At 66.9% G+C, this 25254-nt stretch carries 30 protein-coding genes and 1 tRNA gene; 18 read left to right on the top strand and 13 right to left on the bottom strand.

Features of this window, described 5'->3' with window-relative positions; translation table 11 throughout:
* Positions 1 to 7: 7 nt before the first annotated feature.
* Entirely contained in the window at positions 8 to 844 is an 837-nt protein-coding gene (locus tag HBE63_RS21085; RefSeq protein WP_166906489.1) for a hypothetical protein, read from the top strand.
* Positions 845 to 864: 20 nt separating this feature from the next.
* Here HBE63_RS21085 and HBE63_RS21080 read toward each other — a convergent pair whose 3' ends face one another.
* Together HBE63_RS21080 and HBE63_RS31955 are read right to left on the bottom strand one after the other, a co-directional pair.
* Positions 865 to 2148 (bottom strand): hypothetical protein, encoded by a 1284-nt coding sequence (locus HBE63_RS21080; protein WP_166906488.1) that lies wholly within the window; start codon positions 2146 to 2148, stop codon positions 865 to 867.
* Positions 2149 to 2243: 95 nt separating this feature from the next.
* Positions 2244 to 3761 carry a hypothetical protein gene (locus HBE63_RS31955; protein WP_166906487.1) on the bottom strand — a complete coding sequence of 506 codons (1518 nt, stop codon included), beginning with the start codon at positions 3759 to 3761 and terminating at the stop codon, positions 2244 to 2246.
* Between the two features lie 174 nt (positions 3762 to 3935).
* Here HBE63_RS31955 and HBE63_RS21070 point away from each other — a divergent pair.
* The 4 genes from HBE63_RS21070 (at position 3936) to HBE63_RS21055 (ending at position 5470) form a co-directional block, all read left to right on the top strand.
* Positions 3936 to 4000, top strand: a tRNA-Phe gene (locus HBE63_RS21070).
* A 106-nt stretch (positions 4001 to 4106) separates the two neighbouring features.
* Positions 4107 to 4697: a hypothetical protein gene (locus HBE63_RS21065; RefSeq protein ID WP_166906486.1), complete on the top strand. Its 591-nt coding sequence runs from the start codon at positions 4107 to 4109 to the stop codon at positions 4695 to 4697.
* A 104-nt stretch (positions 4698 to 4801) separates the two neighbouring features.
* Positions 4802 to 5296 carry a hypothetical protein gene (locus HBE63_RS21060; protein WP_166906485.1) on the top strand — a complete coding sequence of 165 codons (495 nt, stop codon included), beginning with the start codon at positions 4802 to 4804 and terminating at the stop codon, positions 5294 to 5296.
* Positions 5297 to 5329: 33 nt separating this feature from the next.
* Complete coding sequence (locus tag HBE63_RS21055) at positions 5330 to 5470, top strand: hypothetical protein (protein ID WP_166906484.1); 141 nt, start codon at positions 5330 to 5332, stop codon at positions 5468 to 5470.
* A 12-nt stretch (positions 5471 to 5482) separates the two neighbouring features.
* Here HBE63_RS21055 and HBE63_RS21050 read toward each other — a convergent pair whose 3' ends face one another.
* From HBE63_RS21050 to HBE63_RS21035, 4 genes are read right to left on the bottom strand one after another with little or no spacing between them, the layout of a single operon-like run.
* Positions 5483 to 6301: a L,D-transpeptidase family protein gene (locus tag HBE63_RS21050; protein ID WP_166906483.1), complete on the bottom strand. Its 819-nt coding sequence runs from the start codon at positions 6299 to 6301 to the stop codon at positions 5483 to 5485.
* A 44-nt stretch (positions 6302 to 6345) separates the two neighbouring features.
* Entirely contained in the window at positions 6346 to 6522 is a 177-nt protein-coding gene (locus HBE63_RS21045; RefSeq protein ID WP_166906482.1) for a hypothetical protein, read from the bottom strand.
* Positions 6519 to 7385, bottom strand: coding sequence for a DUF692 domain-containing protein (locus HBE63_RS21040; RefSeq protein ID WP_166906481.1), 867 nt, complete (start codon positions 7383 to 7385; stop codon positions 6519 to 6521). The genes HBE63_RS21045 and HBE63_RS21040 overlap by 4 nt, the downstream gene beginning before the upstream one ends.
* Positions 7382 to 8296 carry a TIGR04222 domain-containing membrane protein gene (locus HBE63_RS21035; RefSeq protein ID WP_166906480.1) on the bottom strand — a complete coding sequence of 305 codons (915 nt, stop codon included), beginning with the start codon at positions 8294 to 8296 and terminating at the stop codon, positions 7382 to 7384. Before HBE63_RS21035 ends, HBE63_RS21040 begins: the two co-directional genes overlap by 4 nt.
* 373 nt (positions 8297 to 8669) lie before the next feature.
* Here HBE63_RS21035 and HBE63_RS21030 point away from each other — a divergent pair, with 373 nt between their 5' ends.
* Genes HBE63_RS21030 through HBE63_RS21020 form a run of 3 tightly spaced genes read left to right on the top strand, consistent with a single transcriptional unit; the run spans position 8670 to position 10086 of the window.
* Entirely contained in the window at positions 8670 to 9197 is a 528-nt protein-coding gene (locus HBE63_RS21030) for a YdcF family protein (RefSeq protein WP_166910031.1), read from the top strand.
* Positions 9198 to 9219: 22 nt separating this feature from the next.
* Positions 9220 to 9462, top strand: coding sequence for a hypothetical protein (locus HBE63_RS21025; protein WP_166902202.1), 243 nt, complete (start codon positions 9220 to 9222; stop codon positions 9460 to 9462).
* Between the two features lie 24 nt (positions 9463 to 9486).
* The gene (locus tag HBE63_RS21020) at positions 9487 to 10086 is read left to right on the top strand and encodes a TetR/AcrR family transcriptional regulator (protein ID WP_166906479.1); all 600 of its coding nucleotides are present in this window, start codon (positions 9487 to 9489) and stop codon (positions 10084 to 10086) included.
* On the opposite strand, the gene HBE63_RS21015 is transcribed toward HBE63_RS21020, so the two are convergent.
* Positions 10079 to 10555, bottom strand: coding sequence for a DUF2834 domain-containing protein (locus tag HBE63_RS21015; RefSeq protein ID WP_166906478.1), 477 nt, complete (start codon positions 10553 to 10555; stop codon positions 10079 to 10081). The two genes, HBE63_RS21020 and HBE63_RS21015, sit on opposite strands and share 8 nt — an antisense overlap.
* An 83-nt stretch (positions 10556 to 10638) precedes the next feature.
* Between HBE63_RS21015 and HBE63_RS21010 the strand changes: the two genes are divergently transcribed.
* On the top strand, positions 10639 to 11244 hold the full coding sequence (locus tag HBE63_RS21010; protein WP_166906477.1) for a TetR/AcrR family transcriptional regulator: 606 nt from the start codon (positions 10639 to 10641) through the stop codon (positions 11242 to 11244).
* A gap of 51 nt (positions 11245 to 11295) precedes the next feature.
* The gene (locus HBE63_RS21005; RefSeq protein WP_166906476.1) at positions 11296 to 12852 is read left to right on the top strand and encodes an NAD(P)/FAD-dependent oxidoreductase; all 1557 of its coding nucleotides are present in this window, start codon (positions 11296 to 11298) and stop codon (positions 12850 to 12852) included.
* Here the strand turns inward: HBE63_RS21005 and HBE63_RS21000 are convergent.
* Complete coding sequence (locus HBE63_RS21000) at positions 12849 to 13196, bottom strand: UBP-type zinc finger domain-containing protein (RefSeq protein WP_166906475.1); 348 nt, start codon at positions 13194 to 13196, stop codon at positions 12849 to 12851. The two genes, HBE63_RS21005 and HBE63_RS21000, sit on opposite strands and share 4 nt — an antisense overlap.
* 33 nt (positions 13197 to 13229) lie before the next feature.
* On the opposite strand from HBE63_RS21000, the gene HBE63_RS20995 reads away from it, so the two are divergent.
* Entirely contained in the window at positions 13230 to 13670 is a 441-nt protein-coding gene (locus tag HBE63_RS20995; RefSeq protein ID WP_166906474.1) for an SRPBCC family protein, read from the top strand.
* 3 nt (positions 13671 to 13673) lie between these two features.
* Here the strand turns inward: HBE63_RS20995 and HBE63_RS20990 are convergent, their stop codons facing one another.
* On the bottom strand, positions 13674 to 15341 hold the full coding sequence (locus tag HBE63_RS20990) for an alpha-keto acid decarboxylase family protein (protein ID WP_166906473.1): 1668 nt from the start codon (positions 15339 to 15341) through the stop codon (positions 13674 to 13676).
* A gap of 17 nt (positions 15342 to 15358) precedes the next feature.
* On the opposite strand from HBE63_RS20990, the gene HBE63_RS20985 reads away from it, so the two are divergent.
* From HBE63_RS20985 to HBE63_RS20965, 5 genes are all read left to right on the top strand, one after another.
* Positions 15359 to 16441 (top strand): CaiB/BaiF CoA-transferase family protein, encoded by a 1083-nt coding sequence (locus HBE63_RS20985; RefSeq protein ID WP_166906472.1) that lies wholly within the window; start codon positions 15359 to 15361, stop codon positions 16439 to 16441.
* 59 nt (positions 16442 to 16500) lie between these two features.
* Positions 16501 to 17400 carry a universal stress protein gene (locus HBE63_RS20980; RefSeq protein ID WP_166906471.1) on the top strand — a complete coding sequence of 300 codons (900 nt, stop codon included), beginning with the start codon at positions 16501 to 16503 and terminating at the stop codon, positions 17398 to 17400.
* Positions 17393 to 18268 (top strand): universal stress protein, encoded by an 876-nt coding sequence (locus HBE63_RS20975; RefSeq protein WP_166906470.1) that lies wholly within the window; start codon positions 17393 to 17395, stop codon positions 18266 to 18268. The genes HBE63_RS20980 and HBE63_RS20975 overlap by 8 nt, the downstream gene beginning before the upstream one ends.
* 65 nt (positions 18269 to 18333) lie before the next feature.
* Complete coding sequence (locus tag HBE63_RS20970) at positions 18334 to 18777, top strand: SRPBCC family protein (RefSeq protein ID WP_166906469.1); 444 nt, start codon at positions 18334 to 18336, stop codon at positions 18775 to 18777.
* Positions 18778 to 18868: 91 nt separating this feature from the next.
* The gene (locus HBE63_RS20965; protein WP_166906468.1) at positions 18869 to 19786 is read left to right on the top strand and encodes an LLM class F420-dependent oxidoreductase; all 918 of its coding nucleotides are present in this window, start codon (positions 18869 to 18871) and stop codon (positions 19784 to 19786) included.
* Here HBE63_RS20965 and HBE63_RS20960 read toward each other — a convergent pair.
* Complete coding sequence (locus tag HBE63_RS20960) at positions 19783 to 21351, bottom strand: sensor domain-containing protein (protein WP_166906467.1); 1569 nt, start codon at positions 21349 to 21351, stop codon at positions 19783 to 19785. The genes HBE63_RS20965 and HBE63_RS20960 overlap by 4 nt on opposite strands.
* On the bottom strand, positions 21348 to 21707 hold the full coding sequence (locus tag HBE63_RS20955) for a hypothetical protein (protein ID WP_166906466.1): 360 nt from the start codon (positions 21705 to 21707) through the stop codon (positions 21348 to 21350). The genes HBE63_RS20960 and HBE63_RS20955 overlap by 4 nt, the downstream gene beginning before the upstream one ends.
* A gap of 251 nt (positions 21708 to 21958) precedes the next feature.
* Between HBE63_RS20955 and HBE63_RS20950 the strand changes: the two genes are divergently transcribed.
* Positions 21959 to 22300 (top strand): WhiB family transcriptional regulator, encoded by a 342-nt coding sequence (locus HBE63_RS20950; RefSeq protein WP_243858200.1) that lies wholly within the window; start codon positions 21959 to 21961, stop codon positions 22298 to 22300.
* Here the strand turns inward: HBE63_RS20950 and HBE63_RS20945 are convergent.
* Positions 22297 to 23463 (bottom strand): pyridoxal phosphate-dependent aminotransferase, encoded by a 1167-nt coding sequence (locus HBE63_RS20945; protein WP_166906464.1) that lies wholly within the window; start codon positions 23461 to 23463, stop codon positions 22297 to 22299. The two genes, HBE63_RS20950 and HBE63_RS20945, sit on opposite strands and share 4 nt — an antisense overlap.
* 55 nt (positions 23464 to 23518) lie before the next feature.
* Between HBE63_RS20945 and HBE63_RS20940 the strand changes: the two genes are divergently transcribed.
* Positions 23519 to 24625: an alkene reductase gene (locus HBE63_RS20940; protein WP_166906463.1), complete on the top strand. Its 1107-nt coding sequence runs from the start codon at positions 23519 to 23521 to the stop codon at positions 24623 to 24625.
* Positions 24626 to 24638: 13 nt separating this feature from the next.
* Here HBE63_RS20940 and HBE63_RS20935 read toward each other — a convergent pair whose 3' ends face one another.
* On the bottom strand, positions 24639 to 25133 hold the full coding sequence (locus HBE63_RS20935; RefSeq protein ID WP_166906462.1) for a MarR family winged helix-turn-helix transcriptional regulator: 495 nt from the start codon (positions 25131 to 25133) through the stop codon (positions 24639 to 24641).
* Between the last annotated feature and the right edge of the window lie 121 nt (positions 25134 to 25254).

Here is a 25254-nt window from a genome sequence, read left to right as displayed (position 1 = left end):
TAGTTCTGTGTCTGTGAAGCAAGACAGCGTCGAGACAGACAACGCCATCCGCAGCGATCTGGAGCGGGTGCTTGAGATCGGCGCACTCGTCGTGGCGATGCCCGATCATCATGCCGAGCCGAAGAGCGACCTTGCTGCGGACGAGGCCCGGTTCCCCGACATCTGGGCTGCGACCGTCGCCCGCCGTGGGCTGGTGTACGCCGTCGAGAACATCGAGGCCGCCTGCACGCTCGTGCTCAACGACCCGTGGACGACACCGCAGTTCGCACTCCTACGGGCCGCCTACGAATCAGTCGGCACCGCGGTCTGGCTGCTCGAACCGGACCAAGTCGACACGCGTCTCGCTCGGCTCATCTGGCAGCACCGCGAGTCATGGCGGTACTCGGCGAAGGCGTACAGCGGCACCTTACTCGACGACGGCGGTGAGCACGAGGAACGGCAGCGGTGGTCAGACGACGCCGCTGCCCGGCTCGGTATCGACATGGCGGCCGGGAGATCCGGCGGGTTCGAGAAGCTGATCGAGTCGATCGACGACCTGCCGGGGCACCCGGAGTCTCTGCTCACCGCGTGGCGGATCTGCTCCGGCGTCAGCCACGCGAAGACATGGGCGCTTAACACGTTGACCACCGAAGTGGACAGCAAGCCGATCTACGAGCACGGTCGGATGAGCGCACGCATACCGAACACCGGTCTGTTCCTCACCGACCTCGGCGTCGCTCGACGGGTAGTGCAGCAGGCGTGGTGCCTGTACCGGATACGCACCACGGCACGGCCGCATGGGATGACATTGGCGCTCGAACTTCGGGACCGCGACGGGAACGTGGTGCAGGCCGAGCGGCAGTGAAGTCCGGCCACAGCCGGCGATCAACTAAGCATCGCGCGTTCGCGTAGCCACTCGTCGCGCCACCGGTGAAACTCGACGGCGAACGCCGAGCAGCGTTCCAGCTCTGCAAGGACATTGTCCCGTTGCTTCTTCGAAGCGTGCTTCGCTACCGACGACGGCCCGCACAGCACAGCCATCGACTTCGGGTACGCCTTCCACTTGAGCACCAGTCGCTTGCTCATGAACGTGAGCAATTCCGACGCCACCGCACCCGAGTTCTCCGACTCCGGTTCCGATGGAGTACGTCCGGAATGGATCACGCTGTTGCGGACATCGACGATGTGCTCTCGCCAGCGACCCACCGGACCGTCACCGTCGACGTGCCAACTGCCTCCGAGACGGCGCGCGTACAGCGACTTGACCCGTCCCGTGATCGAACTCGTGTCGGCCCATACCTGCGCGGCGTCTGAGGGCGTTTGACCTTCTTCCCAGAGCATCGCGGCCAGGGTTCCGTCGAGCATCAACTCACACGTGACGGCAAGACTGAGGACCGACGCGCGGCGGTCACCAGCGGAGTGTTCGGCGTACGCGCGAGCGAAGTGATCACGAACCAGCGCGCTGATGCTACCGCGAGTGAGTTGTCCAAAGATCCTGCCGGTCACAGCTGGGTCGATCGGCGTCGGCGAAGCAAGCCTTGCGGGGAGGTGGTCCAGCAGAATCACGGTCTGTTCCTCATCGAAGTTAACCTGTCCGCCTTCACCGACCGCTCCGAACGTGGCGGGAACGATCGGGTTCAGTGCTCGGTAGTGCAGCTCCGGGATCGGCGCCATGGAGGCTATCCGTGACGACCGCGCGGCGTCGGCGATCAGCCAGTGCGCGAGCGTCAGCGGATCCACTTTGCCGTCGTGCGGTGGGGTGAGGGCGGCAGCGCGGCTCTTGACGGGGATGAAAACGACCACAGCTGAGCGTTTTCGTCCGTAGTCGTCGCTAGGCGGTGGAGCGGGCTGAGGCTCCTGCCCGGTGATGTGGGCCAGCGCGGCGGATGCCACCGTCGTGTCCTCGATGACGGGGTTGGTTTCGTCAGTCGCCACCGACCAGATCATCAAGCAGCTGAGCGGCATCTGCATCCAGGCGTGGTCGAACTCGGCCGGCGTCACGCCGCGGATTCGTAGGTACTCGTCGTCGACGCCGATCGGTATCGCCTGCGGTTCCAGCGGAAGTAGGAATGGAAGCACGAACGAGAACGCGACCACGCCTTCGAACCGCTCCGGGTCATCCCAGTCCGGGTGGGCCGGTTGTTCAGGTGGAGCAGCGTCGCGAGTCACGATCGCCAGCGTCGCACGGCGGGGTGACACCGCCAGCCGTACAGACCTTTTCCGCCGCAAGCAAAGTACTGCGGCGGCAAGTACGCGACTGGCGCCTAGGCGATTGCGTGCGCGAGCTGGGAAGCGAATGCAGGCCCGTCATTCACAAGGGCATATCCTCCAGCCAAACCTCCCAAATGGCAGAGCGCTCGCCGCCGCCGCACCCGCCGACAGGTGACAACTCCGGTAACGCGGTCGACGCGCGGGACCTGCCGTATGGCCGTACGCGGCACCACGGCTGTGGGGAAGCGGCTGTCGGAATCGCTGTACACCGCCTGGCTGCGCGACCATCGCCGCACGATCCGGCGAGCCGTCAGGTACGCGTTCTGAGCTACTTCGACGACAGTAATAGCCTTCTTGAGTCCGTATACGCCCCAGAACCTGCCGGGGCCACGCCCGGGCCGCCGCCACAGTTCGGGAACGATGTGTTGGTATTCCTTGTCGCCGTTCAGGTTTGGTGATGAGTGCTTGGCGAAGTAGATGGCCAGCCGCTTCGGATCGCAGGCTTTCAACCCGTCGCGCACGTCGATGGCGGTGCCGGCCAGTCGGTGCCGCGCCTGCTGCTCGGCGTCGGGATGGTCAACAACCTGAGCCCATGTCTCGGACAACCACTGAGCGAAGCCGCGACCCGAGCGGCCGGGCGAGATCGGTGGTGCCATCCAGAGGTGAATGTGCGGCGCACCGCGTCGCTGGAATTCCAGTTTCCAGATGTAGCGGGCTGGTTCACCGTACTCACGTTGAAAACGTTTGCGCCACAACACCATATGCCGCTTTGCGCTGGCACCATCCGGGGCCACGGCTTCCCAGTCGCCCGGATAGGTCAGGGTGACCATCGCGGGTACGCGGCCCGACTCCACCAGTGGGCTGTAGTCGAGTTCGGCGAAGGTGCGGCACATCGCCGACCGTGATTTGCGGGACCACTCGGTGATGACTCTGCCAGTACTGCACGGGTCGACTTCCGTAGGACTCCGTCGTGTCGAAGACACGACGGCCTGATCATCGTCCCCAGCATTGCGTTCGAGGTCATTCCTGACATGCAACTTCGCGTCATCAACGTCACGTTGGTGATGGCCGACGGATCGTTCGGCGGCTTGCGCGGCCCGTACGGGATTGGTCCACCCGAGTCGTACGACGCCAGGGCCGATGGTGATACGAAACCGTCCGGATTCCGGCTCGGTACCGCGGCGGCCAGGACTACGTGCCCACGGTGCCGCCGGTTCGAACAGGGCCGCAGCCGCGGTGACCATCTCGGGGCTCGGGAATCGCAGCCCCAATGCGTCGATCGCCCGCAGCTCGCCGGTCGCGGTCCCGTCGTCAACCGGGTCGCGGACATTTTCGGCACATATAACAAGCCCGCCGGCCGCGGCCGGGTTGAGACCGCCGGGTGCCTCGGTCGACGTACGGCCGACCACCTTCGCTCTCGCGCCCTGCGGCCTGGCGGCCTCGGGCGCTCGCGGCCTCCCGTCAACCGAGGCTCCGGTAGAACCGTGCCTGAATGGCGGGCTGTCGGGTGCGGATGTCGAGCCTGCCGTCGAGGGTGTCGAGACGGTGCCTGATGATGCGACGCTGGGCATCGGGGTGCCTGCTCCCCGGAGCCCCCGATGCTGGCCACAACGCAAGCGGCAGCGCGAAAGCTCCTGGACGGGAGTGCAAGCACCGTGTCCGGTTTATGTCCGTTCGTCGGACAGGCTGAATACGTCAGCGCTGCTCAATGCGGCGCATACGACGCATACGATCAGATAAACCGCAGGTCAGTGGCTATCTCGTCCGCCTGAAAAGCGGAAGGTCGCCGGTTCGATCCCGGCCCTGGCCACTGAGAGAACCCACTGGCGACAGTGGGTTTTTCTGTATCTGGCGCACGTGCCCGGAAGTCCGAATCTGGCACATCTGACGCTCGATGACGTGAAGGATGGTCGACGATGAGCGGCAGGCCTTCCGATAAGCGGACCCGATCGACCGAGGGGCACCTCGCCGTTGGCGTGATCGACGACGTGATCGAGGACAGCCCAGGCGAGGTGCAGGGACCCGACACGCTCGTCATCACCGCCCAGGTTCCGGGACACGGGAGCCTTCACCGAAGGGTTACCTGCCCACTGTCGATGCCCGGAAGCGCTCGCGGCCTGGTCGGGCAGACCATCGGGTTCCGCCACCTGAGGCTCGATTCCGACGACGTGGACGATGTGTTCGTCGTCAGGTGGCCGGCCGAGGTGAGCAGAGCCCTCGAACCGTTTCGTCCCGAGGGGCCCGGAGCGCTGCGTGCACGGGCATGGAGATTCCTGGCCCAGTGCTGTGCCGTGGTCGCGGTGGGCGGGATCCTGCTGACGATGGTGATGCTGATAGGCGTGGTCTTCGCTGTCGGTGAGCTGTTCGCTGATCTCCCCACGTGGTTCCGACCCGGCCTGGTATTGATCGCGAGCGTGTGCGCGACGGTGCTGGGGCTGTTCGGGTTCAGCGCCTGCGACGCATGTGTGTGGCGTGCTCTGTCGGACGGACGGCGGCCCCGACTCTGAGCGCTGCGGCTTAGGGTCTGGTGGGGCAACCGAGGGGCGGATGCCCGATGCCGGGTACGCGGCCTAGGACTCACGCCGGTGCAGATTTCGGATGGAGGCTACTGGTGGAACCAGCACAGCGGTCGATACCGCCGGTGACCGTCGAGTGGGTCGCTGGTGATGGAGATGCCCGGCGCGCGACGATCTCGGCGTTCCAGCATCCGCGGGCGTGGTTGCGAGTGAGTGTCGGCTCGTTGATTGCCGCCGCCGTCGTCGCTGCCATCGTTGCCAGCGCAGGTTCGGGCTGGGTCATTGCGGCCATTGTGTTTGTGGGGATGTTCGTCGCGTACGTGGTGCTGCTGCAACTGATTTCCCTCGCGCAGGTATACCGCCTCAACCGACGCATCTGCGTGCCCGGATCGCATTGGGCCTCCGGTACCGACGATGGGGTGCTGCGGTTCGACTGCCCGGACCGGACTCTCGTGCTGGATCGGGACGCGGTGCGGTCCACGCGGCGCTCGGGCACGGTGGTGGTGTTTCGGATGCGCACAGGTGACGCGATCGCCGTCCCGGCGGCGCTGCTGCCCGACGCCACACACCAGCGCAGAATCAGTGCGTGATTCCTGGCTGGCCCTGATCGGCTACGAGGAGGTATGACGGTGGCTTACATGGTGGGACAGCTGGTGTTCTTAGCGATCGTCGCAGCGCTGATCGCCGGCGTCATCTGGGCGGTGGTGGTGATGCGCAAGCCGCGCCCGCCGCTCGAGGATGACGACGACGATTTCGACGTGTGACCGCTGCGGGACTCAGATCTGCCAATCGTTGGAGCCGTCGTGCCGGGTGTAGGTGCCCGTCGAGTTCTGAACGATGATGGGGTCGCCGGCGTTGAAGTTGTCGAAGAACCACTTCGCATTGGCGGGGCTGATGTTGATGCAGCCGTGACTGACGTTGCGCTTGCCCTGATCAGCCACCGACCAGGGGGCGCTGTGCACGAAGTCGCCGCTGTCGTCGAACCGGACGGCCAGATCGACGGTCAGCTTGTATCCGTTCGGCGAGTTGACCGGGACGCCATAGGTCGACGAATCCATCACCACCGAGGGCATCTTCTCTTGGACGTAGAAGGTGCCGTTCGGAGTCTGGTGGCCGCCGGATGCCATGCCCATCGACATCGGGATGGTTTTCTCGACGGTCCCGTTGCGGGTGACGGTCAGTTGGTGGGTGGCGTCGTTGGCCGTGGCCACCAACGCGTCCCCGATGTTGAAGTTGGACACCGTGCCGCCGGCGTCGACGGTGACCGTGGTGTGGGCGGGCCAGAAGCTCAGTGGACGCCAGCGCAGTTGTGTGGGGGTGATCCAGTAGAACTTGCCGGGCACTTCGGGGACCGACGAGATGTGGATGGCGTTTTCGGTGGCACCGGCATCGTCGACGGGGCCGGGGAAGTTGATGATGACCGGCTGGGCCACGCCGACGGTCGCCCCGTCGGCCGGCACGAGCCTCGGCGGCTCGAACGGAGCCGGATCTGCCTGCGCGGCACCGGCGCCCAACACCAGCGCACAGCCCACCATCGAAGCCGCTCCGGCCGCCCTCAAGGCGCCGAAAAGTCTTCCCCTCGTCCAGTCACTCATCGGACCATCGTGTCACGCTGTCCGGACTGTCCGGTATTTCAGCGTCACACCGACCACCACCGGCGCCGCCGAGGGGCGACGACCGAGTGCGCGTCGCGTTTGTGACGACACACCTCGCCTGCCGCGGCCACGGCCGCCGGATCGAAGCCGGGCGGTACCGGTCCATTGGCCACCAATGCCCACACCAGGGCTTCCTGCCGCTGAGCCAGGCTTTCGCTCATGCCCACACCTTTCGTGCGCAGGGGGTGATCGACGCGGCTCCCGCGGCCGTGGCGATCGCGTCCAGTTCGTCGAACAGTTCCGCCGCCGGCGGGTACCGCCCGTCGCGCTCGAGCATGAACGGGGTGTCCACCCGCTCACGCAGTACGGTGACCAGGTCCAGCACCTCCGGTGGCGTCCGTTCGGCGTGGGTGTCGTGATAGAAGTCGTCACCCTGGCGGCCACCCGCGACGTGGCTGTAGGCGACCCGCTCGACCGGGAGCCGGGCGAGCTCGCGTTGCGGGTCGAGACCCCGATTCCGGGCATTGGCATAGACATTCGCCACGTCGAGCACCAGCAGCACGTCGGTGCGCTCCACCAGCTCGGTGAGGAACTCCGACTCGCTGAGGTCCGACTCCGGCCACTCCACGAACGAGGCGATGTTCTCCACCGCCAGTGGTACGGGCAGCTGCGCGGAGGTGCGGATAATGTTGTGCACCAATACATCCAGTGCCTCCCGGGTGCGGGGCACCGGCAGTAGGTGCCCCGCCTCGATCCCACCGGCCCGCACGAAGGCGATGTGCTCGCTGACCAAAGGGGATCCCAGTGCCTCGGCGCAGGCCGCCAACCGACGGACCCGGGCCGGCTGCACCGGTTCCACACCGCCCAGGGAGAGGGCGACCCCGTGCGGGATCACCGGGACCCCGGCGGCCGCGAGCCCGGCGAGCATCGGATCGGGCCGGGCCCGGCGGCGCCGTATCGGCACCGCCTCGGCGATCGCCTCGCAGAAGCCGGGCGTGAGGTCGGCTATCAGCCCGGCGATCTCGCGGCGCCACCCCAACCCCACGTCGCCCAGCGCGGGCACGGTGCGGGTCGCGGTGGTCATCCGCCGCACCCTCCGCAGCCGCCGCACCCACCACATCCGCTTCCGCAACCACCCCCGCCGCCGCCGCAGGAGGCGCCGCAGCCGCCACCGTCAGCGCCGCCGCCGGAGGAATCCCCGGCCAGTTGCACCGAACTGGAGTAGTCGGAGTCCACCGCCCACAGCGCTGCGGTGCCGAACAACGCCACCGAAAGGGCCACCGCTGCCGGCCCATACGTTTCGTACGCCGGGCGTTCCGCCGGATTGAGGTAGGCCAGGCGCCCCTGCTCGGCGGCGAGGCGTTGCCGGCCCGCTCGCGTCAGCCGGTCGACGGTGAGCAGGCGAGGCAGGACCACCGCGGTGTAGAGAACGGTCGCCAGGATTGATACAACCAATGGCACCACGTAGCTCGCATTGTTGTCGACGTGGGTCGCCAGGTACACGCAGTAGGCGATGCCGATCGCCAGCACGAGAAATGACGGTGCCGCGCCCCATCGCATCCGGGTCCGCTCGGACTGGCTGCGGAGCAGGCCACGTTCGGCCAGCTGTTCTTCCAGCGCGGCCAGATCGGCCTGGGAATCGGTGAACAGGCCCGGCACGGTGTGCCCTGGATCGGCGGCGACCCGGGCCAGGGTCTGTTCGGTGAACCGGTCGTCGTCCGGGCCGGCGGGCACTGCGCGGTCCACCCGTCCGTTGCCGGTGATCCGTCCACTGGCGCGCAGCCCGGCCAGGGCAGCGACCACCGGGGCGACCTCCGATCGCAGCAGTGCGAGCTCGGTCGGGCTGATGGGTTCCTGGCTTGCCGGTCGCCGTGGGGCAGTGGCGGTCCGCCAGAGAATTGCGAAGACCGCCGCTGCGACCAGTGCGGCCAAATACCATTTCGCCTCTGCGGTCGGGGCTGACGCGTAAAAATCAAGCACTTCGTGGATCGACATCACAGTCACCTCCTGGTGTTCGGTTCAGATCACCGTGCCGGGGTTGTGCGCGTTACCGGTCACAACTTTCAGTCGGATCGCTGTGGCGCACGGCCCGGCTGAACCAGCCAGCGTGCACGGCGGGGGACAGGAGTTGGTGAGGGCTCATTGGCCGTTGAATGAGGAAAATCCGTTGCGTCAGCGGGTGTTCCGAAGCCCGTGATTTCGGGCGCGGAAGTGCCGGAATACCGGGAAAGTCACAGTAGGCACACTGCGCCTCACGGACCATATCTGTAACATCGCCCTCAGAGGCATCGATAATCACGCGTGTCGCAAATTTTTCGGGGGTGAACCTGTGCGCCGAGGGTTGGCGGCAACTGTCCTGGCCGTGACGATGCTGTTCGGCGGGCTGAGCGCGCCCGTCGCCCAAGCAGTCCCGCCGGTGGCCGGCAAGGATTTCACCAAGCCCGCGATCGTCATCCTGGGCTACGGGCTGAAGCCGGACGGGTCGATGCGGGCCATCCTGTATCACCGCGTGCTCACGGGGCTGGCGATCGCCCAGTCGTTCCCGCAGTCGCCCGTCATCGTCACCGGCGGCAACCCGCAGAACGGTCAGACCGAGGCGGCTCAGATGCGCAATCTGCTTCTCATGCTGGGTTTCCCGGCCAACCGGATCATCGTCGAGGACAAGGCCAACAGCACCGTGCAGAACGCGCAGTTCTCGGTGCCGCTGGCCAAGAAGGCCGGCGCCACCGGGATCATCGTGGTGACCTCTTCGACGCATCAGGGCCGCGCGGATCAGAACTTCGCGGACGCCGGCGGCACTGTGCTGGCCACGGTGAGCTTCCCGGACGGAAACCCGTCGGTGAACATCGCGCAGTTCGTGCGCGATGTCCTGAGCCCGGCGACGCCGATCGGCTGACCAGCGGGGTTACGCTGCGGGTATGAGAAGGGTCGTCTTGGGTGTTTTCGCGTTGGCGGTGGTGCTCGCGCCGTCCGCCACCGCTGAGCCGGCCGCCCTGGATCCGACCGGGAACCGTTCTGGCGGGCCCGTGCCGACCGTCAACGGTGTGCCGTGTGTGGGCGGCAATCTCGGCGTCTGTCTGAGCTTCCGGCAGAACCGGCCACCATCCGCCAGTCCGGGTGCGCGGTCCAGCGTCGGGCATAGCCCCACCGTGCGTCGCTGACCGGCACTACCATGGCAGCCCGAGATGAACAGTCCTACGACGTCGGTTGAGGCCGACAAGAGCGCGTTCCGGTCGCGGCTGCTCGATGCCATGATTCAGTCGGTCGTCGAGGACGGCTATCAGAACACCACCGTCGCCGACATCGTGCGCCGGGCCAAGACGTCGCGCCGTACCTTCTACGAGCATTTCGCCAGCCGTGAGGAGTGTTTCGTTGCGCTGCTGACCACGGTCAACACCAAGCATGTGCGGGAGATCGCCCGGGTGGTCGACACGCAGGCGCCGTGGCAGGCTCAGGTCCGCCAGGCGGTTGAGGCGTGGATCGGCTCCTATCAGGCCCACCCCGAGTTGATGCTGGCCTGGATTCGCGATCTGCCGACCATGGGAACCGCGGCGCGGGCGCTGCAACGCGAGTCGATGGAGAACTTCGTCGCAATGGTGGAGGTGATGACGAGCTCCGAGGCTTTCCGCGCGGCCGGAGTGTCGATCTCACGGGGCCGCACCATCATGATGATCGGCGGGTTGCGTGAGCTCACCGCGATGACCGTCGAGAGCGGTGGCGAGGTGGGAGAGATCATCGAGGACGCGGTGCTGGCCTGCACCGCGATATTGACCCCACTCAGCTGACCGCGACCTCGGCCTGCTGGTGGCGGCGCTGCCGTTCGATGGTGGCGAAGTAGAAGGCGAACGCGAACGCGAAGCTGGTGAACAGGCTGGTCACGAAGAACAGCCAGGGGTGGCGGATGCCACGTCGTAGCCCGTCGATGATCGTAAACAGCGGTAGCAGGATGACATTCGCGATGGTGTAATCGGCGCTGGCCGAGCCCGCGGCGGGGTTGGTGTACCCGAGTGCGATGAACTCTTGCCAACTTCCCGGCCCCCAGATCGGGTTGCCACTCGGTACGGCGTATTGCGCGACGAACCGCATGTTGAAGTACCAGCAGATCGGGATCGAGGCGAGGCCGACGACGTAGAAAGCCAGCTCCGTCGCAGAGAACGCGGGCCCGGGTGGGCGGGAGAAGATCTGCGGGTTCAACCGCACGATGAGTGCGACGACGGCGATACCCAGTACCGCGTGAACGATGAGAGACACCATTTCGTGAGCACACTCGTCGACCGCGGTTTTGTCAATATTGACATTAGGACGGTACGACTTGTGGATGCGGTAACTTCACCGGCATGGCCAGGCCCGCGCAGACCGCGCGCAGTGAACGGACTCGGGAGGCGCTGCGGCAGGCCGCGTTGGTGCGCTTCCTGGCTCAGGGGGTCGAGGACACGTCAGCCGAACAGATCGCCGCCGACGCCGGGGTCTCCCTGCGCACGTTCTACCGGCACTTCGCGTCCAAGCACGATCTGCTGTTTGCCGATTACGACGCCGGCCTGCATTGGTTCCGTGCCGCGCTGGCCGAACGGCCGGCGTCCGAATCAATCCTCGACTCGGTGCAGTCGGCCATCCTGGCCTTCCCGTATGACGTCGACGCGGTGACCAAGATCGCCAGCATGCGCGCCGCGGAACTCGACCCGGACCGGATCGTGCGCCACATCCGCCAGGTTGAATCCGACTTCGCCGACGCGATCGCCGATCTGCTGGTCGCCCGCCACGGTGGTGGACTGCAGGGTGATGAACGATTGCGGATCGTGGTCACCGCCAGGTGCGTCGCGGCCTCGGTCTTCGGTGCCATGGAGTTGTGGATGGTGGGTAACGACGCGGGTGAGCGGTCGCTGCCGGAGTTGGCGCGGCTGTGCCGGGCTGCGCTGGAAGCGCTGCGGTCGGGCTTCGCTTGATCTGTTTTGTCATTATTGACAAAACATCGGGGTCGGTGTCAGCCTCAAGCGATGGCGGACTACGACGTGATCGTGATCGGCGCCGGGCACAACGGGCTGGCCGCGGCGGCCCTGTTGGCGCGGGCGGGAATGCGCACCCTGTGCCTGGAGGCCAAGCGATATGCCGGCGGGATGGCCTCGACCGTGGAGCTGTTCGACGGCTACCGCTTCGAGATCGCCGGGTCGTTGCAGTTCCCCACCTCGGCCGTGGTCAGTGCCGAGCTCGGTCTGGACACCTTGCCGACGGTGGACCTGGAGGTCATGTCGGTTTCGCTGCGCGGAATCGGTGATCCGCCGGTGGTCTACTACGCCGACCCGATGAAGATGCTGGGCCACCTCGGCGAGGTTCACGGCGCCGACGCAGTGGCAGGCATGGCGGGCCTGATGGCCTGGAGTCTGGCGCCCACCCGGGCGCTCGGCCGGTTCGACGCGGGCCGCCTGCCCCGCACGCTCGACGAGATGTATGCCTGCGCGGCAACAGAATCCGAACGCGCCGCCATCGATGACCTGCTGTTCGGATCGGTCAGCGATGTCCTGGACCGCTACCTGCCGGACAAGGACAAGCACGGTGCGCTTCGCGGCATGCTGGCCTTCCTTGCGGTCAACACCACATACCGCGGGCCCGAGACACCGGGCAGCGCGGCCGCCCTGGCCTACGGCCTGGCGGTGCCAGACGCGAACGCCGTGCTGATGAAGAAACTGGCGGGCGGGATCGGCGCCCTCACCGAACATCTGCACGCCCTGCTCACCGCCGCCGGGGGTGAGCTGCGGTTGCGCAGCAGCGTCGACCGGATATCGGTCGACGACGGCCGGATCACCGGAGTGCGACTGGCCGACGGAACCACCATCACTGCGCCCGTCGTGGTGTCGGCGATCGCCCCGGACACCACGGTCACCAAGCTTGTCGATCCTGAGGCGCTGCCCGCCGAGGTGCGCGAACGGTTCATCCGCATCGACCATCGCGGCAGCTATCTGCAGATGCATTTCGCTCTCGACGGAGCCCCCACCTTCGAGGCCCCCTACGAAATGCTCAACGACCCTGGAATGCAAGCTGCGATCGGCCTTTTCAGCACTCCGGAAGAACTGCAGCAGCAGTGGCAGGATGCCCGCCGCGGGATCGTGCCCGCCGATCCCGCGATCGCCTTCCAGATCCCGTCGGCCCATGATTCGACGCTGGCCCCGGAAGGCAAACATGCCGCCTCGGCGTTCGCGCTGTGGTTCCCGGTCGAGGAGTCGGCATCCGGTTACGGCGAGCTCAAGGAGGAGATGGGCCGACGGGTCATCGAGAAGATCGCCCGGCTGGCACCGGATTTCGAGCGGCGGATCCTCCGGCACACCACCTTCACGCCGCGCCACATGGGCACGATGTTCGGTGCGCCGGGCGGCGACTACTGCCACGGCCTGATCCATCCGGAGCAGATGGGTCCCAACCGCCCCGGACCCAAAGGGTATGTCGGTCAATCGATTCCCATTGACGGTCTGTATCTGGCCAGCGCGGGCTGCCACGGTGGCCCGGGAATCACCTTCATCCCCGGCTATAACGCCGCCATGGCGGTGCTGGGCGACTAACGGTTGTTCAGCTGATGGACCCAGTCCTTGGGCACCTGCCCCTTCGGCCCCGGTGCCGGCTGGTCTTCCGGATGATGCTGTGGCGGGGCAAGCTCGGGCCCGTCGTAGTACTGGTTGGTCTCGAAGTCCCAGAACCAGTCCTCGCCCGGCTCGAAGGAGCGGATGATCGGATGCCCGGTCTCGCGCCAATGCGCCGACGCGTGACGGGCCAACGAATCATCACAGCAACCGATATGCCCGCATGCCGCACAGCGCCGCAGATGGACCCACCAGCCACCAGCGGCGGTGCACTCCGCGCATCCGGTGCCGCTGGGGAGGGCGGTCGGATCGACCGGATTACTCATATCGGTGAGCCTAGCCCCGGGTAATCTCGCCGCATGGCAACCAGCGATTCCCGTGAAGTAGTGATCGAGGCGACCCCACAGGAGATCCTCGACGTCGTCGCCGATGTCGAGGCGACGCCCACCTGGTCGCCCCAATACCAGCGCGCGGAGATCCTCGAGTCCTACGACGACGGCCGGCCCAAGCAGGTGAAGATGACGGTCAAGGCCGCCGGGCTGACCGATGAGCAGGTGATCGAGTACACCTGGAGCGAGAACAAGGTCAGCTGGACGTTGGTGCGGGCCGGCCAGCTCAAGGCCCAGGACGCCAGCTACACGCTGACCCCCGACGGTGACAAGACCAAGGTCCGGTTCGACATCTCCATCGATCTGTCGGTGCCGCTGCCGGGCTTCATCCTCAAGCGGACCATGAAGGGCGGCGTCGAGACAGCCACCGAAGGCCTGCGCAAGCAGGTGCTCAAGGTCAAGAAGGGCTAGCCCTCAGCTTGAGTTGGCGTCCGACGCGGACTGCGCCAACTCGGTCAGCAGCGGCGGGATGTCCATCCGGCCCAGCATCACCTCGACGAACACCATGCGGTCCGGAGTGGCCGCCGCGGCTGTCAACGCATCGTCGAGTTCGCCGTAGGTGCTGACCCGGAAAGTGAGCGCATCGGGGACGCCGAGCGCGGCGGGCAGCTCTGTCCAGCGCCAACCGGTGATGTCGTTGTATTCGGCTGTGACACCGTGGATTGCGCGTTCGACGGTGTAGCCGTCGTTGTTGACCACCACCACGACCGGGGCCAGGCCCTCACGACCGAACGCTCCGAGTTCCTGGACGGTCAGCTGCGCGGCGCCGTCGCCGATCAGCAGTACCGTGCGCCGGTCCCGGTCGGCGAGTCCGGCGCCGACTGCGGCAGGCAGGGTGTAGCCGATCGAACCCCACAGTGGTTGGCCGATGAACGTCACTCCCGAAGCCAATCGGTGTCCGGCCATCCCGTAGAACGACGTGCCCTGATCGGCAAGTACCACATTGCCGGGGGTGAGGGCCTCAGAAAGCCTGTCCCACAAGGTTTCCTGGGTCAACGCGGCATCGCGTCCGGGTGGGTCGGTGTGCGTCCGAATGGGGAGCGGGGGCAGCGCCGGTGAGGTGATGCCGCGCTCGGTAAGGATCGCGGTGACGGCGCCGAGCGCGGCCGACATGTCGAGCGGGGCGTAGACCTGCCCGGCCACCACACTCTGGTTGACGCCGATGTCGATGGTGCGGGCCGGGTCGATGCGTTGGCTGAAGAATCCGCTGACCATGTCGGTGAACAACACGCCCGCGGTCACCAGCACCGGGGCGCCCTCGATCGCCTCGCGCACCGAATCCTCGCTGGCCGCACCGGCATAGATACCCAGATAGCTAGGTGAGCTCTCGTCGACCAGGCTCTTGCCCCACATCAACGTGGCGTGCCCGACCGTGTCGGCCGCCAGTAGCGCATTGAGCTCGTCGACGCAGTCCAGGCGGTGTACCAGGAAATCGGCGAGCACGGTGAGCCGGTGGTCTGCGATCATCTCGGCGGCCGCCGCGGTGAACATCGACAGTGCGCGCGGGCTGGTGCCGCCGGTGTAGCGGGGCAGCGGTGCGGCGGGAGGCTCGGTGGGGAACCGGGCCACATCGGTCGCGATCAGCAGGTAGCCGGGCCGCTTCTGTTCGCGGACCTCTGAGAGCACCCGGTCGATCTCGCGTGTCGCCGTCGCGGGCACCAGATTCGCCTGGGCGCAGGTGATCTCGCGACTGATCCGCAGAAAGTGATCGAAGTCCCCGTCGCCCAAGGTGTGGTGCACGATCCGACGTGCCGCCTGGGAATCCTTGGACGGCGCGCCGACGATGTGCACCACCGGCACATGTTCGGCGTAACTGCCGGCGATCGCATTCGCCGCCGACAACTCACCGACCCCGAATGTGGTGACCAGGGCGGCCATGCCGCGTAGCCGACCGTAGCCATCGGCGGCATAGCCGGCGTTGAGCTCGTTGGCGCCACCCACCCAGCGGAGTGTGGGGTGGGTGAGGATGTGGTCGAGGAACTCCAGCTGATAGTCGCCGGGGACGCCGAATACCTCGGTCACCCCCAGTTCGGCGAGCCGGTCCAGCAGGTAGTCGCCGACGGTGTAGCCGTTTTCGCCCATGCCTTAGTGTGCCTCGCATGACCAACACCGGACCGCTCGCCGGAGTGCGAGTTATCGAACTCGGGGGCATCGGCCCCGGACCGCACGCCGCGATGATGCTCTCGGACCTGGGTGCCGACGTGGTGCGGGTCCGCCGTCCCGGTGGCCTGACCATGCCTGCCGAGAACGTCGACCTGATGCACCGCGGCAAGCGCATCGTGGACCTGGACGTCAAGTCCGAGCCCGGCAAGCTGTTGGACCTGGTCGCCAAAGCCGATGTGCTGCTGGACTGTTTCCGTCCCGGCACCTGCGAACGTCTCGGTATCGGGCCGGCCGAGTGTGAGGCCGTCAACCCACGGCTGATCTTCGCCCGGATCACCGGCTGGGGCCAGGACGGGCCGCTGGCCACCACGGCGGGCCACGACATCAACTACCTGTCGCAGACCGGCGCGCTGAGCGCGATCGGCTACCGCGACCGCCCGCCGGTGGCACCGCTCAACCTGGTTGCCGATTTCGGTGGTGGCTCGATGCTGGTGTTGATCGGCATCGTCGCCGCGCTGTACGAACGGGAACGCTCCGGAAAGGGGCAGGTGATCGATGCCGCGATGGTCGATGGGGTCAGCATGCTGGCGCAGATGATGTGGACGATGCGGGCCACCGGATCGTTGCGCGACGAACGCGAGTCGTTCCTGCTGGACGGCGGCGCCCCGTACTACCGGACCTACGAGACGTCCGACGGTGGCTACATGGCCGTCGGTTCGATCGAGCCGCAGTTCTTCGCGCAGCTGGTGGCCGGTCTCGGTTTGGAAGCCGCCGAGATCCCCGGGCAGTTCGAACTGGCCCGGTATGACGAGATGCGGGCCATCTTCACCGAGCGGTTCGCCACCAAGACCCGCGACGAGTGGACCAAGATCTTCGCGGGTACCGACGCGTGTGTGACGCCGGTGCTCACCTGGGGTGAGGCTGCCGAGGGCGAGCATCTGCTGGCCCGGTCGACCCTGGTCACCGTGGACGGTGTAGCCCAGGCGGCCCCGGCCCCGCGGTTCTCGCGGACCTCGCCGGGAACGCCCGGCCGGCCGCCCCAGTCGAGCACCGACATCACCGACATCGGCTGGGCCTGACCGGCACCTAGGGCCTTTGTGCCCTGGCGATCGGGCGCGGAAGCAGCCACGATGAGGGTGTGACTTCCTCGGACGCACCAGTAGTAGTCGGAATCAACGGCAGCGACGCCGCACTCGACGCGGCTCGCTGGGCCGGCGCGGTCGCCGCGCGGCTCGGCGCGCCGCTGCGCATCGTGCACGCCCTGCCGTCCATCGGCCGCAATCTGACCCAGACCGCGGCCGCCCTGACCGCGGCGATGATGTCGTATCAGCGCGACATGGCAGAAGCGTTCCTCAAGGCCGCGGATGAGGCCGTGCGCGCCGATCATCCCGAGCTGTCGGTGTCCACGGTCTCGTTCAACGAACCCGCCGACCAGGTGCTGATCGAGGCCAGCCGGGAGGCGCGGCTCGTCGTCCTCGGCAGTAAGACGGTGACACCGGCGGCGGCCCTGTTGATCGGGTCGACGGCACTGGCCGTGGCGACGCGGGCCGCGTGCCCGGTGGTCGCCTTCCGCGGGGACCGGGTCGCCCCGGCGGACGGCCCGGTCGTCGTCGGGGTCGACGACAGTCCCGCCGCGCAGGCCGCGCTGAGCACGGCGTTCGAATTCGCGGAGCGGTTCGGACTGGCGCTCACGGCGGTGCGGTCGCTGTCGCTGGCCGCCCCGGCCGAGACCGGTGTCACCATCCCACTGCTGATCGACTGGGACGGCGTGGAGTCCGCCGAACTGGCGGCGCTGACCGAGACCGTCGATGTCCACTACAAACGACACCCCGCCGTCGTCGCCAAGTGCTTCATCGAGCCGGACTCACCCGCCAAAGCGCTGTTGAAGCACGTCGCGGACTCGGGGCTGGTGGTGGTCGGGTCTCGCGGGCGCAATGCGCTGGCCGGCGTGCTGCTCGGCTCGACGAGTCTGAACTTGCTGCACCACAGCCCGGTGCCGGTGATGATCTGCCGGGCACAAGGAGATTCGCATGAGTGAACACGACGCCCGGCACGGCATCGTCGTCGGGGTTGACGGGTCGCCGGCATCGGACAACGCTGTGGCGTGGGCTGCGCGGGATGCGGCCTTGCGGGGCGTGGAGCTCACATTGGTGCACGCACTGCCGGGTGCCATGTCGCCGATCTGGTTGGATGTGGCTCTGCCCCAAGAATATTGGGATTATCAGGACCAGCTGGGTCAGGACGTCCTCGATGCCGCCCAACGGGTCGCCGTGGAGGCTGCTGGAGCACATCCTCTTCACGTCGTCGCGAAAGCTGTTCCGGGGCATGCGGTTGCCACGCTGATCGAGTACTCCCGACGTGCCGATCTGGTGGTGGTCGGTTCCCGCGGCCTCAGCAAATGGGGACGCCGGTTGCTCGGATCGGTGAGCTCAAGCCTGGCGCACCACGCCCACGGTCCGGTAGCGGTGATTCCCGAGAACGAACGCCCGCCGACGGCGCCCGTGGTGGTCGGCGTCGACGGGTCACCCGCATCTGAGCTCGCCACCGCGATCGCGTTCGACGAGGCGGCACGGCGCGGTGTGGAGCTCGTGGTCCTTCACACCTGGACGGACCTGAACTTCGAATTCCCCGCGGTCAAGTGGGAGGATCTGAGCAGCGAGGCCGAGCGTGCGCTGGCCGAACAGCTGGCCGGGTGGGGTGAGCGGTATCCCGACGTCGCGGTCCGGCGGGTGGTCATGCCCGATGAGCCGGCCCGCCAACTGCTGGCCCAGGCCGAAACCGCACAGCTCGTGGTGGTCGGTAACCGGGGTCGGGGTGGATTCGCCGGGATGCTGCTGGGCTCGGTCAGTTCCGCAGTAGTGCATTCCTCCACCGCGCCGGTGATCGTTGCGCGGCAACCCAACTGATTGTTGGCGGTCCTCAAAGCGAAGAACCGCAGCATTGGGCGGGATACTTCGCTAGATTTGGGGGCGTGGCCGTACAGGCATCACGCGAGGCGGTCTTCGAGGCCTCGCCGGAGGCGATCATGGAGGTGCTCGCCGACGTCGACGCGCTGCCGTCCTGGTCTGCGGTGCACCGTCGCATCAAGGTCATCGACCGATATCCCGACGGCAGGCCCCACCACGTCAAGACCACGATGCGGTTGATGGGCATCACGGACATAGAGCTGCTCGAGTTCCACTGGGGCGACAACTGGATGGTCTGGGATGCCGAACCCAACCTGCAGCAGCGCGGTCAGCACGTCGAATACAACCTGACGCCCGAGGTGGACAGGACGCGGGTGCGGTTCGACATCATCGTCGACCTCGCGATGCCGATCCCGGAGTTCCTCATCAAGCGCGCCAAGACACTCGTTCTCGACGTCGCCATTGAACGGTTGCAGCGGCGCGTCATGATTTATTCACGGCGTCGGTAATTTTCGCCCAGTCGAATTCGTAACTCGCCAGAGTCCGGCGCATCGTGATCGGAACGGAATAGGTCCGACTGCCCCGCCGGTTGGTGGGAGTATGCCGACCGGAGTCATCCTCGCCCTGAACCCTTCCGCCCCCAATGTCGTCGATGCCGCGATCTCAGAGGCCCGCACCGCGTATGCGGCGGGGGTCCGTCAGATCTGGGTGGCCCAGCAATTCGACATCGACGCCATCACCCTGGCCGCGTTGATCGGGTCCGCGGTACCTGGTCTCGGCGTCGGCACGTCAGTGGTGCCGCTGAATCCCCGTCACCCTCTCGTGGTGGCGTCCGCGGCGCAGACCGCGCAGGCCGGCACGCACGGCAATTTCACTCTGGGACTCGGCTTGGGTTCGCACCCGCCCGAGCACCGGGCATTCGGCACGGTGTGGCCGGATCCGGTGGGCCGGTTGCGGGAACACCTGGAGGTGCTCCGCGCGATCCTCCACGACGGCGCGGTCGACTTCCACGGCACTGAGTTCACCGCGAGCCCGGAGTTGCCCGTGCACGTGCCCGGTGGTGCCCCGGTCCCCGTATACGTGGCCGCGATGGGGCCGAAGGCCCTTCGGGTGACCGGTGAATTGGCCGATGGCACACTGCCGTACCTCGCCGGGCTGCGCACCGTGGGGGAGTTCATCGTGCCGACGATCACCGCGGCGGCTACGGCGGTGGGCCGGCCGCAACCGCGGGTGGTGGCCATGGTGCCGGCACTCGTCGCCGACGACGTCGATGCTGCCCGGGCTGCCGCAGCGGAACGGCTCGCGTTCTATGAGACCATTCCGTCGTATCAGAAAGTTATTGCCCGCGAACAGGTTTCCGACATCACGGAGCTGGCGGCGGTCGGGTCGGCGGAGCAGGTGCGTGCACACTTGCAGCGCTACCTCGACGCCGGTGCCACCGACGTGGTGCTCAGCCCGATCCGGACCGAGCCGGAGGATCTGGCCGCGCTGTGGGCGGTGGCCGCCGCACTGCACTAGTCGGTGGGGATCCGCTCCCGCATCGCGTAGGCGACGGCGACGGCGCGCGAAGGATCTTTCGCGCCGCACAGATCGACCGCGATGACGATGTTCGACTTGGCGGCCAGGGCTTGTGTGCAGTCCGGGGTCGCGCTCGACGATGCCGAATCAGGCGTGGACAGAATGCCTTCCTGTAGTCCGGGTGCGCCGAGAATGCGGGGCTGGGCCTCATCGTGCCGGTTCACCGCGACCGTCTTGCCCACGCAGTAGCCCCAGTGATCCTGGACGCGGGCCATGAAATCCGAGGCCTCGGCGGGGTTGGTGAACGTCAGGGCCCGTTGCCGCAACCACATCCGGCCGCCAGTGCCGACGCCGATGATCTCGCGCTCTCGCGTCGCCGGCACAGCGGCCGGATACGGCGGTAGGGCTGCCGGGGCCGCAGATGGATCACCAACGGGCGCACAACCGTTCGGCGGGACGGAATCGCCGGTGGCAGATGCGGCGTCGGTAGCGGTGTCGGGGCTGCCTGCGGTGAGGCCCAGGGCGCCGACGATCGACTGTGCGTCCTCGGGCCCGATCAGCATGGGTTCGAGATCTGACGGCTGGAAAGTACGAACCAGCTCCGGGCACTGCCAGAACGGGTCGACATTGGGTCCCGCCGCAACGGGAGTCGAGTTCACGACTCCGGTGATGCGGTGTGTCGCATCGGGCGTCACGGTAATGGCGTAGCCACGCTCGCGCGACCATCTGGCCGGCACAAGCACATAGCGCCCACCGTGCGCTTCGAGGACGCGCAGGCATTGGTAGCGGTAGAGCGGTGGGGCCGGCAGCCCTTGGGCAGGGAGGACCGTCGTCCTGACCAGGGTGCCCGGCAGGTTCAGCGCCTCGGTGGTGTCTAGTTGCACTGCCGTGTAATCGCCGTCGGCAGCCCACAATTTGCTTGCGGTGTATGCGCCGTCGCCCTTGCCCTGCTCGACGGCGTAAAGGTCGGTGACCCAGAACAACGCCACCACCAGGCCCGTGACCGCCAGTGCGAGCAAGGTCCGCTCGGCCAGTTTGGGTAGCCGGCCCGGCCCGCCGGTGCCGCCGGTGATGGCCAGCGCCCAGTAGCCCGCGGTGAGGAGCGCGATAGCGGCTGCGATCGTGCCCGCCATGTACGTGGCTGGGGCACCTTTGACGACCTTGTCGATCAGGCTGTACCCGGATGCCAGCCAGATCGCGACGGTCGCCAGGCCCACCGCGCCCAAGCCCGCCAACGACCATGCGATGGTGCGTAGCAAGGTGATTCGGCGCCCGGTGGTCACCCAGTGCCGAATGGCCACCGCGAGCACTGCCAGCACCGCGAGGACGATCAGTACGCGCAGGGCTGCGAAGAAGAACAGCCCCACGGTGGTGACGGCGTAGTCGGCCGACGTGTAGCCGAGAGCCGACGGATCCACGCCGAAGTACTTCAACTTGTTCCGGATGAAGAGCAGGCCGAAGAAGTAACACAACCCGGTGATCAACGAAGTCGGCGCCACGACCAGGGCCGCCAGGCTCAGCCACCGCTCCGCGGACTGGGTGAGCGACTTTGCGTCGTCGCTCACGCCGGTGGCGCCTGCGAGGACGGGACCGGCGGCGCCGTGGTCGTGGTCGTGGTTGGGGACGGCAACGTCGTCGTAGTCAATGTCGTGGTCTCGGTCGGGACTGGAAGCGTCGTCGTGGTCGAGGACGTCGTGCGGGTGTACCCACCGGTGCCGTAGCCCGTGGTCGTCGGGTCCGAATGCGTGCTCGACACCGAGCTGCTCGACGTCGATGACGGCAGCGACGCACTCGCGCTCGTCGGCGCCTGTGGCGTCACCTCGGTGTGGGGCTGCCCGCTACAGGCCACCGTCAGCACTACCGAAGCGGCGACCGCCGTGAGCCCGGCAGTCCGCCCAAGCGTTGTTGATCCGAGCTTCATCCCACCTCCCACCAGTGTCTTTACGATGGTGGCAAATTCGCTGAGGTTGCGCGCGAGTATCGGACTACTCGAATCGCAGAAGTCCCCGGGCGGAGCCCCGGCGTACCACTCGATGGCCCTCAGCGTGCCGGAATTGGGCAGCAAAGTGTCGCGATCTGCGGTCGATTCCTTACATGGTGACAACGTGGTGCCTCCGGCTGGGCTGGCAGCATGGCAGGCCACACACCACTTCCCTCAAAGGAGTGAACGCCTTGTCCCGCACGCTTTTCGACAGCGCGTCGCCGCCGGAACTCGTTGCGCGTCCAGCGATCCCGATCTACCGCTCACCCCGCAACCTGCCGCCGCCCGCGCTCGATGAGTGGAGTTGGCAGCTGCACGGTCTCTGTCGGGACCATCCGGCTGAGGTGTTCTTCCCTGAGGAGGTTCGAGGCCGCCCACTGCGCAGGCGGGAGGACGCGGCCAGGGCGATCTGCCGGGCCTGTCCGGTGCTGGACCGGTGCCGCGCGCATGCCCTCTCCGCTCCCGAGCCCTATGGCATCTGGGGTGCGATGACCGCCCGTGAGCGCGCCATCAAGCTGAGCGACGAAGGCTAGGCCCGCAGCACACCGAGCCGACGGATGGCCTCTTCCATGGTGTCGTCGCGCTTACAGAAGGCGAAGCGCACCAAGTGATTCCACAGTTCGGCGTGCGGAGCCTCAGCATCGCAGAACGCCGACATCGGGATAGCCGCCACCCCCGCCTTGTGCGGCAGCTCGGCGCAGAACTGCGCGCTGTCCGAATAGCCCAGTGGCCGTGGGTCGGCGCACAGGAAATAGGTGCCGTGGCTGTCGTGCACCTCGAACCCGATGTCGGCCAGTGCGTTACCCAGCCGATCCCGCTTGGCCTGGAACGACTCTCGCAGGTCGGCCACCCAGCCATCCTCGCGGTTGAGCGCGTGGGCCACCGCGGGCTGGAACGGGCCTCCGCCCACATAGCTCAGGTATTGCTTGGCGGCGCGCACCCCGGCGATCAGGTCGGCAGGCCCACAGGCCCAGCCGATCTTCCAGCCGGTGACGTTGAACATCTTGGCCGCGCTGGAAATGGTCACGGTGCGCTCGGCCATACCGGGATAGCCGGCCAGCGGCAGGTGCTCGACGCCGAACACCAACTGCTCATACACCTCATCGGTGATCACCAGCAGGTCATGTTCGATGGCCAGCGTGGCGACGGCGCGCAACTCGGCATCGGAAGCGACAGCGCCGGTGGGATTGTGCGGGGAGTTGAGGATCAGCGCGCGGGTCTTGGGTGTCACGGCAGCACGGAGACCTTGTATGTCGATCCCGAAGCCGGCGCCATCGGCGATCAGAGGCACGGCAGTGCGCACACACCCGGCCATCGCGATCACGGGGGAATACGAGTCGTAGAACGGCTCGATCACCAGGACCTCCGAGCCCGGCTCGACCAGGCCGAGGACCGATGCGGCGATTGCCTCGGTGGCGCCGACGGTCACCAGCACCTCGGTGTCTGGGTCGTAGTCGATGCCGAAGTGGCGTTTGCGCTGCGCGGCGATCGCGGCGCGCAACTCGGGGATGCCGAGGCCCGGCGGGTACTGGTTGTGGCCTTCGGCGATCGCGTTCTGCGCCACTTTGAGCATCGCGGCCGGGCCGTCCTCGTCCGGGAAACCCTGGCCCAGGTTGACCGCGCCGAGGCGGCTGGCCAGCGCAGACATCTCCGCGAAGATCGTGACGGCGAAGGGCCGCAGCCGTGTGACAGTCATGTTGCTAGAGGCTAATGCGGGAATGATCCGGATGCCCCGGGCGCTTTAGACCGGCGTGAGCTACAAACTGAACGCCGATGCCGCACTGCTTCAGCCGATCCAGGTCGGCGACACCGCCGCCACCAACCGTCTGTTCATGGCACCGCTGACGCGTTCGCGTGCCGACGCTGACGGCACCCCGTCGCCGCTGGCGGCCCAGTACTACTCGCAACGTGCCGGTGCCGGCGTGATCATCAGTGAGGCCACCGCTGTGGCCGAGACCGCCAACGGCGCCTACCTGAACACCCCGGGCATCTACACCGACCGCCATCAGTACGGCTGGGCCGAGATCGCGGATTCGGTGCATGGTGCCGGCGGCAAGATGTTCGTTCAGTTGTGGCACGTCGGCCGGATGGCCCACCCCGACATCAGCGGGTTCGAACCCGTCGCGCCGTCGGCGATCGCCGCCGAGCTGGTCACCCACACGCCGACCGGCAAGAAGCCGCTGCAGACACCGCGGGCACTCGACACCGCTGAGATCCCGGTGATCGTCGAGCAGTTCCGCGCCGCCGCGCGCCGGGCAATCGACGCCGGTATGGACGGCGTGGAGATCCACGGCGCCAACGGCTACCTGCTGCACCAGTTCGCCTCCGATGTGGTCAACCAGCGCACCGACGCTTACGGCGGGTCGCCGGAGAACCGGGCCCGGCTGACCGCCGAGGTGGTCGAGGCCGTCGTCGACGAGCTCGGCGCGGGCCGCGTCGGGTTGCGCATCTCACCCGGAAATACCGCCGGTGACATGCGGGAAAACGACACCGTCGCCACCTATGAGGCATTGCTGGCGCGGATTGCCCCGCTGGGCCTGGCCTACCTGCACGTGCTCATCGACCCGGCTGAACACGTCTTCGGCGTCATCCGCGCCTTGTGGTCGGGGGTGTTCGTCCTCAACACCGGGCGCGGCACCGGCACCGACTTCTCTGCGCTGGAGGGCTATGCGGAGTGGGGCGCGATCAGCGCAGCCGCGGTGGGGCGGGCATTCCTGGCCAACCCGGACCTGATCGACCGGCTGATCCTGGGTGCCGAACTCAACGAGCCCGACGTGTCGACCTTCTATGCGCCGGGGCCGATCGGCTACACCGACTACCCGACGCTGATGGCCATCGAGGAGCCCCGCTCGGCCTGACGCGGGGTTCTGGTCAGGTGCCAGGCTCCTCGCTGCGTTCGGAGAGGTGGGCAGCCATGGTGGTGTGCAGATCGATCACCAAGGACTCGAAACTCTTGAGCAGTTCAGGCGGATAGCGCGACATCGTCTTGTCGAACTGCTGGGCCAGCGTCGCGAAGAATTCGTCCGCGCGGTCGTGGACCTGCTGACCGCTTCGCAGGGTGACGATGCGTCGATCGCTGCTTTCCCGGCTGCGCACCACATGCCCGGCGTCCTCGAGGCGGTTGAGCAGCGAGGTGGTGGCACCTGACGACAACCCGATGCGGGTGGCCAGACGGGCCGGCGACAGTGGGGCGCCGTGGTCCTCGGCGTAGACGATCTCCAGGAGTGCCTCGGCGTCAGTGGAGTACAGCCCGAGCCAGCTCGCGAACAGCCGGCTGAACTGGTTGTACGTCGAGCCGTAGATCCTGAGCTCTTCCATCAGGCGAACGCGTTGTTCGGCGACGTCCGCGGCGGTCGGATCGTCCATGGTTATCGCTCACCTGCCTCTGTCGTTGTGTGCCCGGCGGCTTTGACAACCTACCGCCCGCTAGATATCTTCATAATAAAGTAACTTGATTATGGAGGTTTATCAAAGGTGCCGGATCCGC

Source organism: Mycobacterium sp. DL440 (assembly GCF_011745145.1).
In the GTDB taxonomy this organism is placed as follows: Bacteria; Actinomycetota; Actinomycetes; order Mycobacteriales; family Mycobacteriaceae; genus Mycobacterium.
Note: the sequence above shows the minus strand (reverse complement) of the source record. Positions and strands in the feature narration are given on the sequence as shown.

Bases quoted from the DNA above. Each gene is read 5' to 3' on its own strand.
- HBE63_RS31955 (WP_166906487.1), bottom strand. From the start codon at position 3,761: ATGCCCAGCGTCGCATCATCAGGCACCGTCTCGACACCCTCGACGGCA.
- HBE63_RS21065 (WP_166906486.1), top strand. From the start codon at position 4,107: ATGAGCGGCAGGCCTTCCGATAAGCGGACCCGATCGACCGAGGGGCAC.
- HBE63_RS21055 (WP_166906484.1), top strand. From the start codon at position 5,330: ATGACGGTGGCTTACATGGTGGGACAGCTGGTGTTCTTAGCGATCGTC.
- HBE63_RS21050 (WP_166906483.1), bottom strand. From the start codon at position 6,301: ATGAGTGACTGGACGAGGGGAAGACTTTTCGGCGCCTTGAGGGCGGCC.
- HBE63_RS21045 (WP_166906482.1), bottom strand. From the start codon at position 6,522: ATGAGCGAAAGCCTGGCTCAGCGGCAGGAAGCCCTGGTGTGGGCATTG.
- HBE63_RS21040 (WP_166906481.1), bottom strand. From the start codon at position 7,385: ATGACCACCGCGACCCGCACCGTGCCCGCGCTGGGCGACGTGGGGTTG.
- HBE63_RS21035 (WP_166906480.1), bottom strand. From the start codon at position 8,296: ATGTCGATCCACGAAGTGCTTGATTTTTACGCGTCAGCCCCGACCGCA.
- HBE63_RS21030 (WP_166910031.1), top strand. From the start codon at position 8,670: ATGCTGTTCGGCGGGCTGAGCGCGCCCGTCGCCCAAGCAGTCCCGCCG.
- HBE63_RS21025 (WP_166902202.1), top strand. From the start codon at position 9,220: ATGAGAAGGGTCGTCTTGGGTGTTTTCGCGTTGGCGGTGGTGCTCGCG.
- HBE63_RS21020 (WP_166906479.1), top strand. From the start codon at position 9,487: ATGAACAGTCCTACGACGTCGGTTGAGGCCGACAAGAGCGCGTTCCGG.
- HBE63_RS21015 (WP_166906478.1), bottom strand. From the start codon at position 10,555: ATGGTGTCTCTCATCGTTCACGCGGTACTGGGTATCGCCGTCGTCGCA.
- HBE63_RS21010 (WP_166906477.1), top strand. From the start codon at position 10,639: ATGGCCAGGCCCGCGCAGACCGCGCGCAGTGAACGGACTCGGGAGGCG.
- HBE63_RS21005 (WP_166906476.1), top strand. From the start codon at position 11,296: ATGGCGGACTACGACGTGATCGTGATCGGCGCCGGGCACAACGGGCTG.
- HBE63_RS21000 (WP_166906475.1), bottom strand. From the start codon at position 13,196: ATGAGTAATCCGGTCGATCCGACCGCCCTCCCCAGCGGCACCGGATGC.
- HBE63_RS20995 (WP_166906474.1), top strand. From the start codon at position 13,230: ATGGCAACCAGCGATTCCCGTGAAGTAGTGATCGAGGCGACCCCACAG.
- HBE63_RS20990 (WP_166906473.1), bottom strand. From the start codon at position 15,341: ATGGGCGAAAACGGCTACACCGTCGGCGACTACCTGCTGGACCGGCTC.
- HBE63_RS20985 (WP_166906472.1), top strand. From the start codon at position 15,359: ATGACCAACACCGGACCGCTCGCCGGAGTGCGAGTTATCGAACTCGGG.
- HBE63_RS20975 (WP_166906470.1), top strand. From the start codon at position 17,393: ATGAGTGAACACGACGCCCGGCACGGCATCGTCGTCGGGGTTGACGGG.
- HBE63_RS20965 (WP_166906468.1), top strand. From the start codon at position 18,869: ATGCCGACCGGAGTCATCCTCGCCCTGAACCCTTCCGCCCCCAATGTC.
- HBE63_RS20955 (WP_166906466.1), bottom strand. From the start codon at position 21,707: ATGAAGCTCGGATCAACAACGCTTGGGCGGACTGCCGGGCTCACGGCG.
- HBE63_RS20945 (WP_166906464.1), bottom strand. From the start codon at position 23,463: ATGACTGTCACACGGCTGCGGCCCTTCGCCGTCACGATCTTCGCGGAG.
- HBE63_RS20935 (WP_166906462.1), bottom strand. From the start codon at position 25,133: ATGGACGATCCGACCGCCGCGGACGTCGCCGAACAACGCGTTCGCCTG.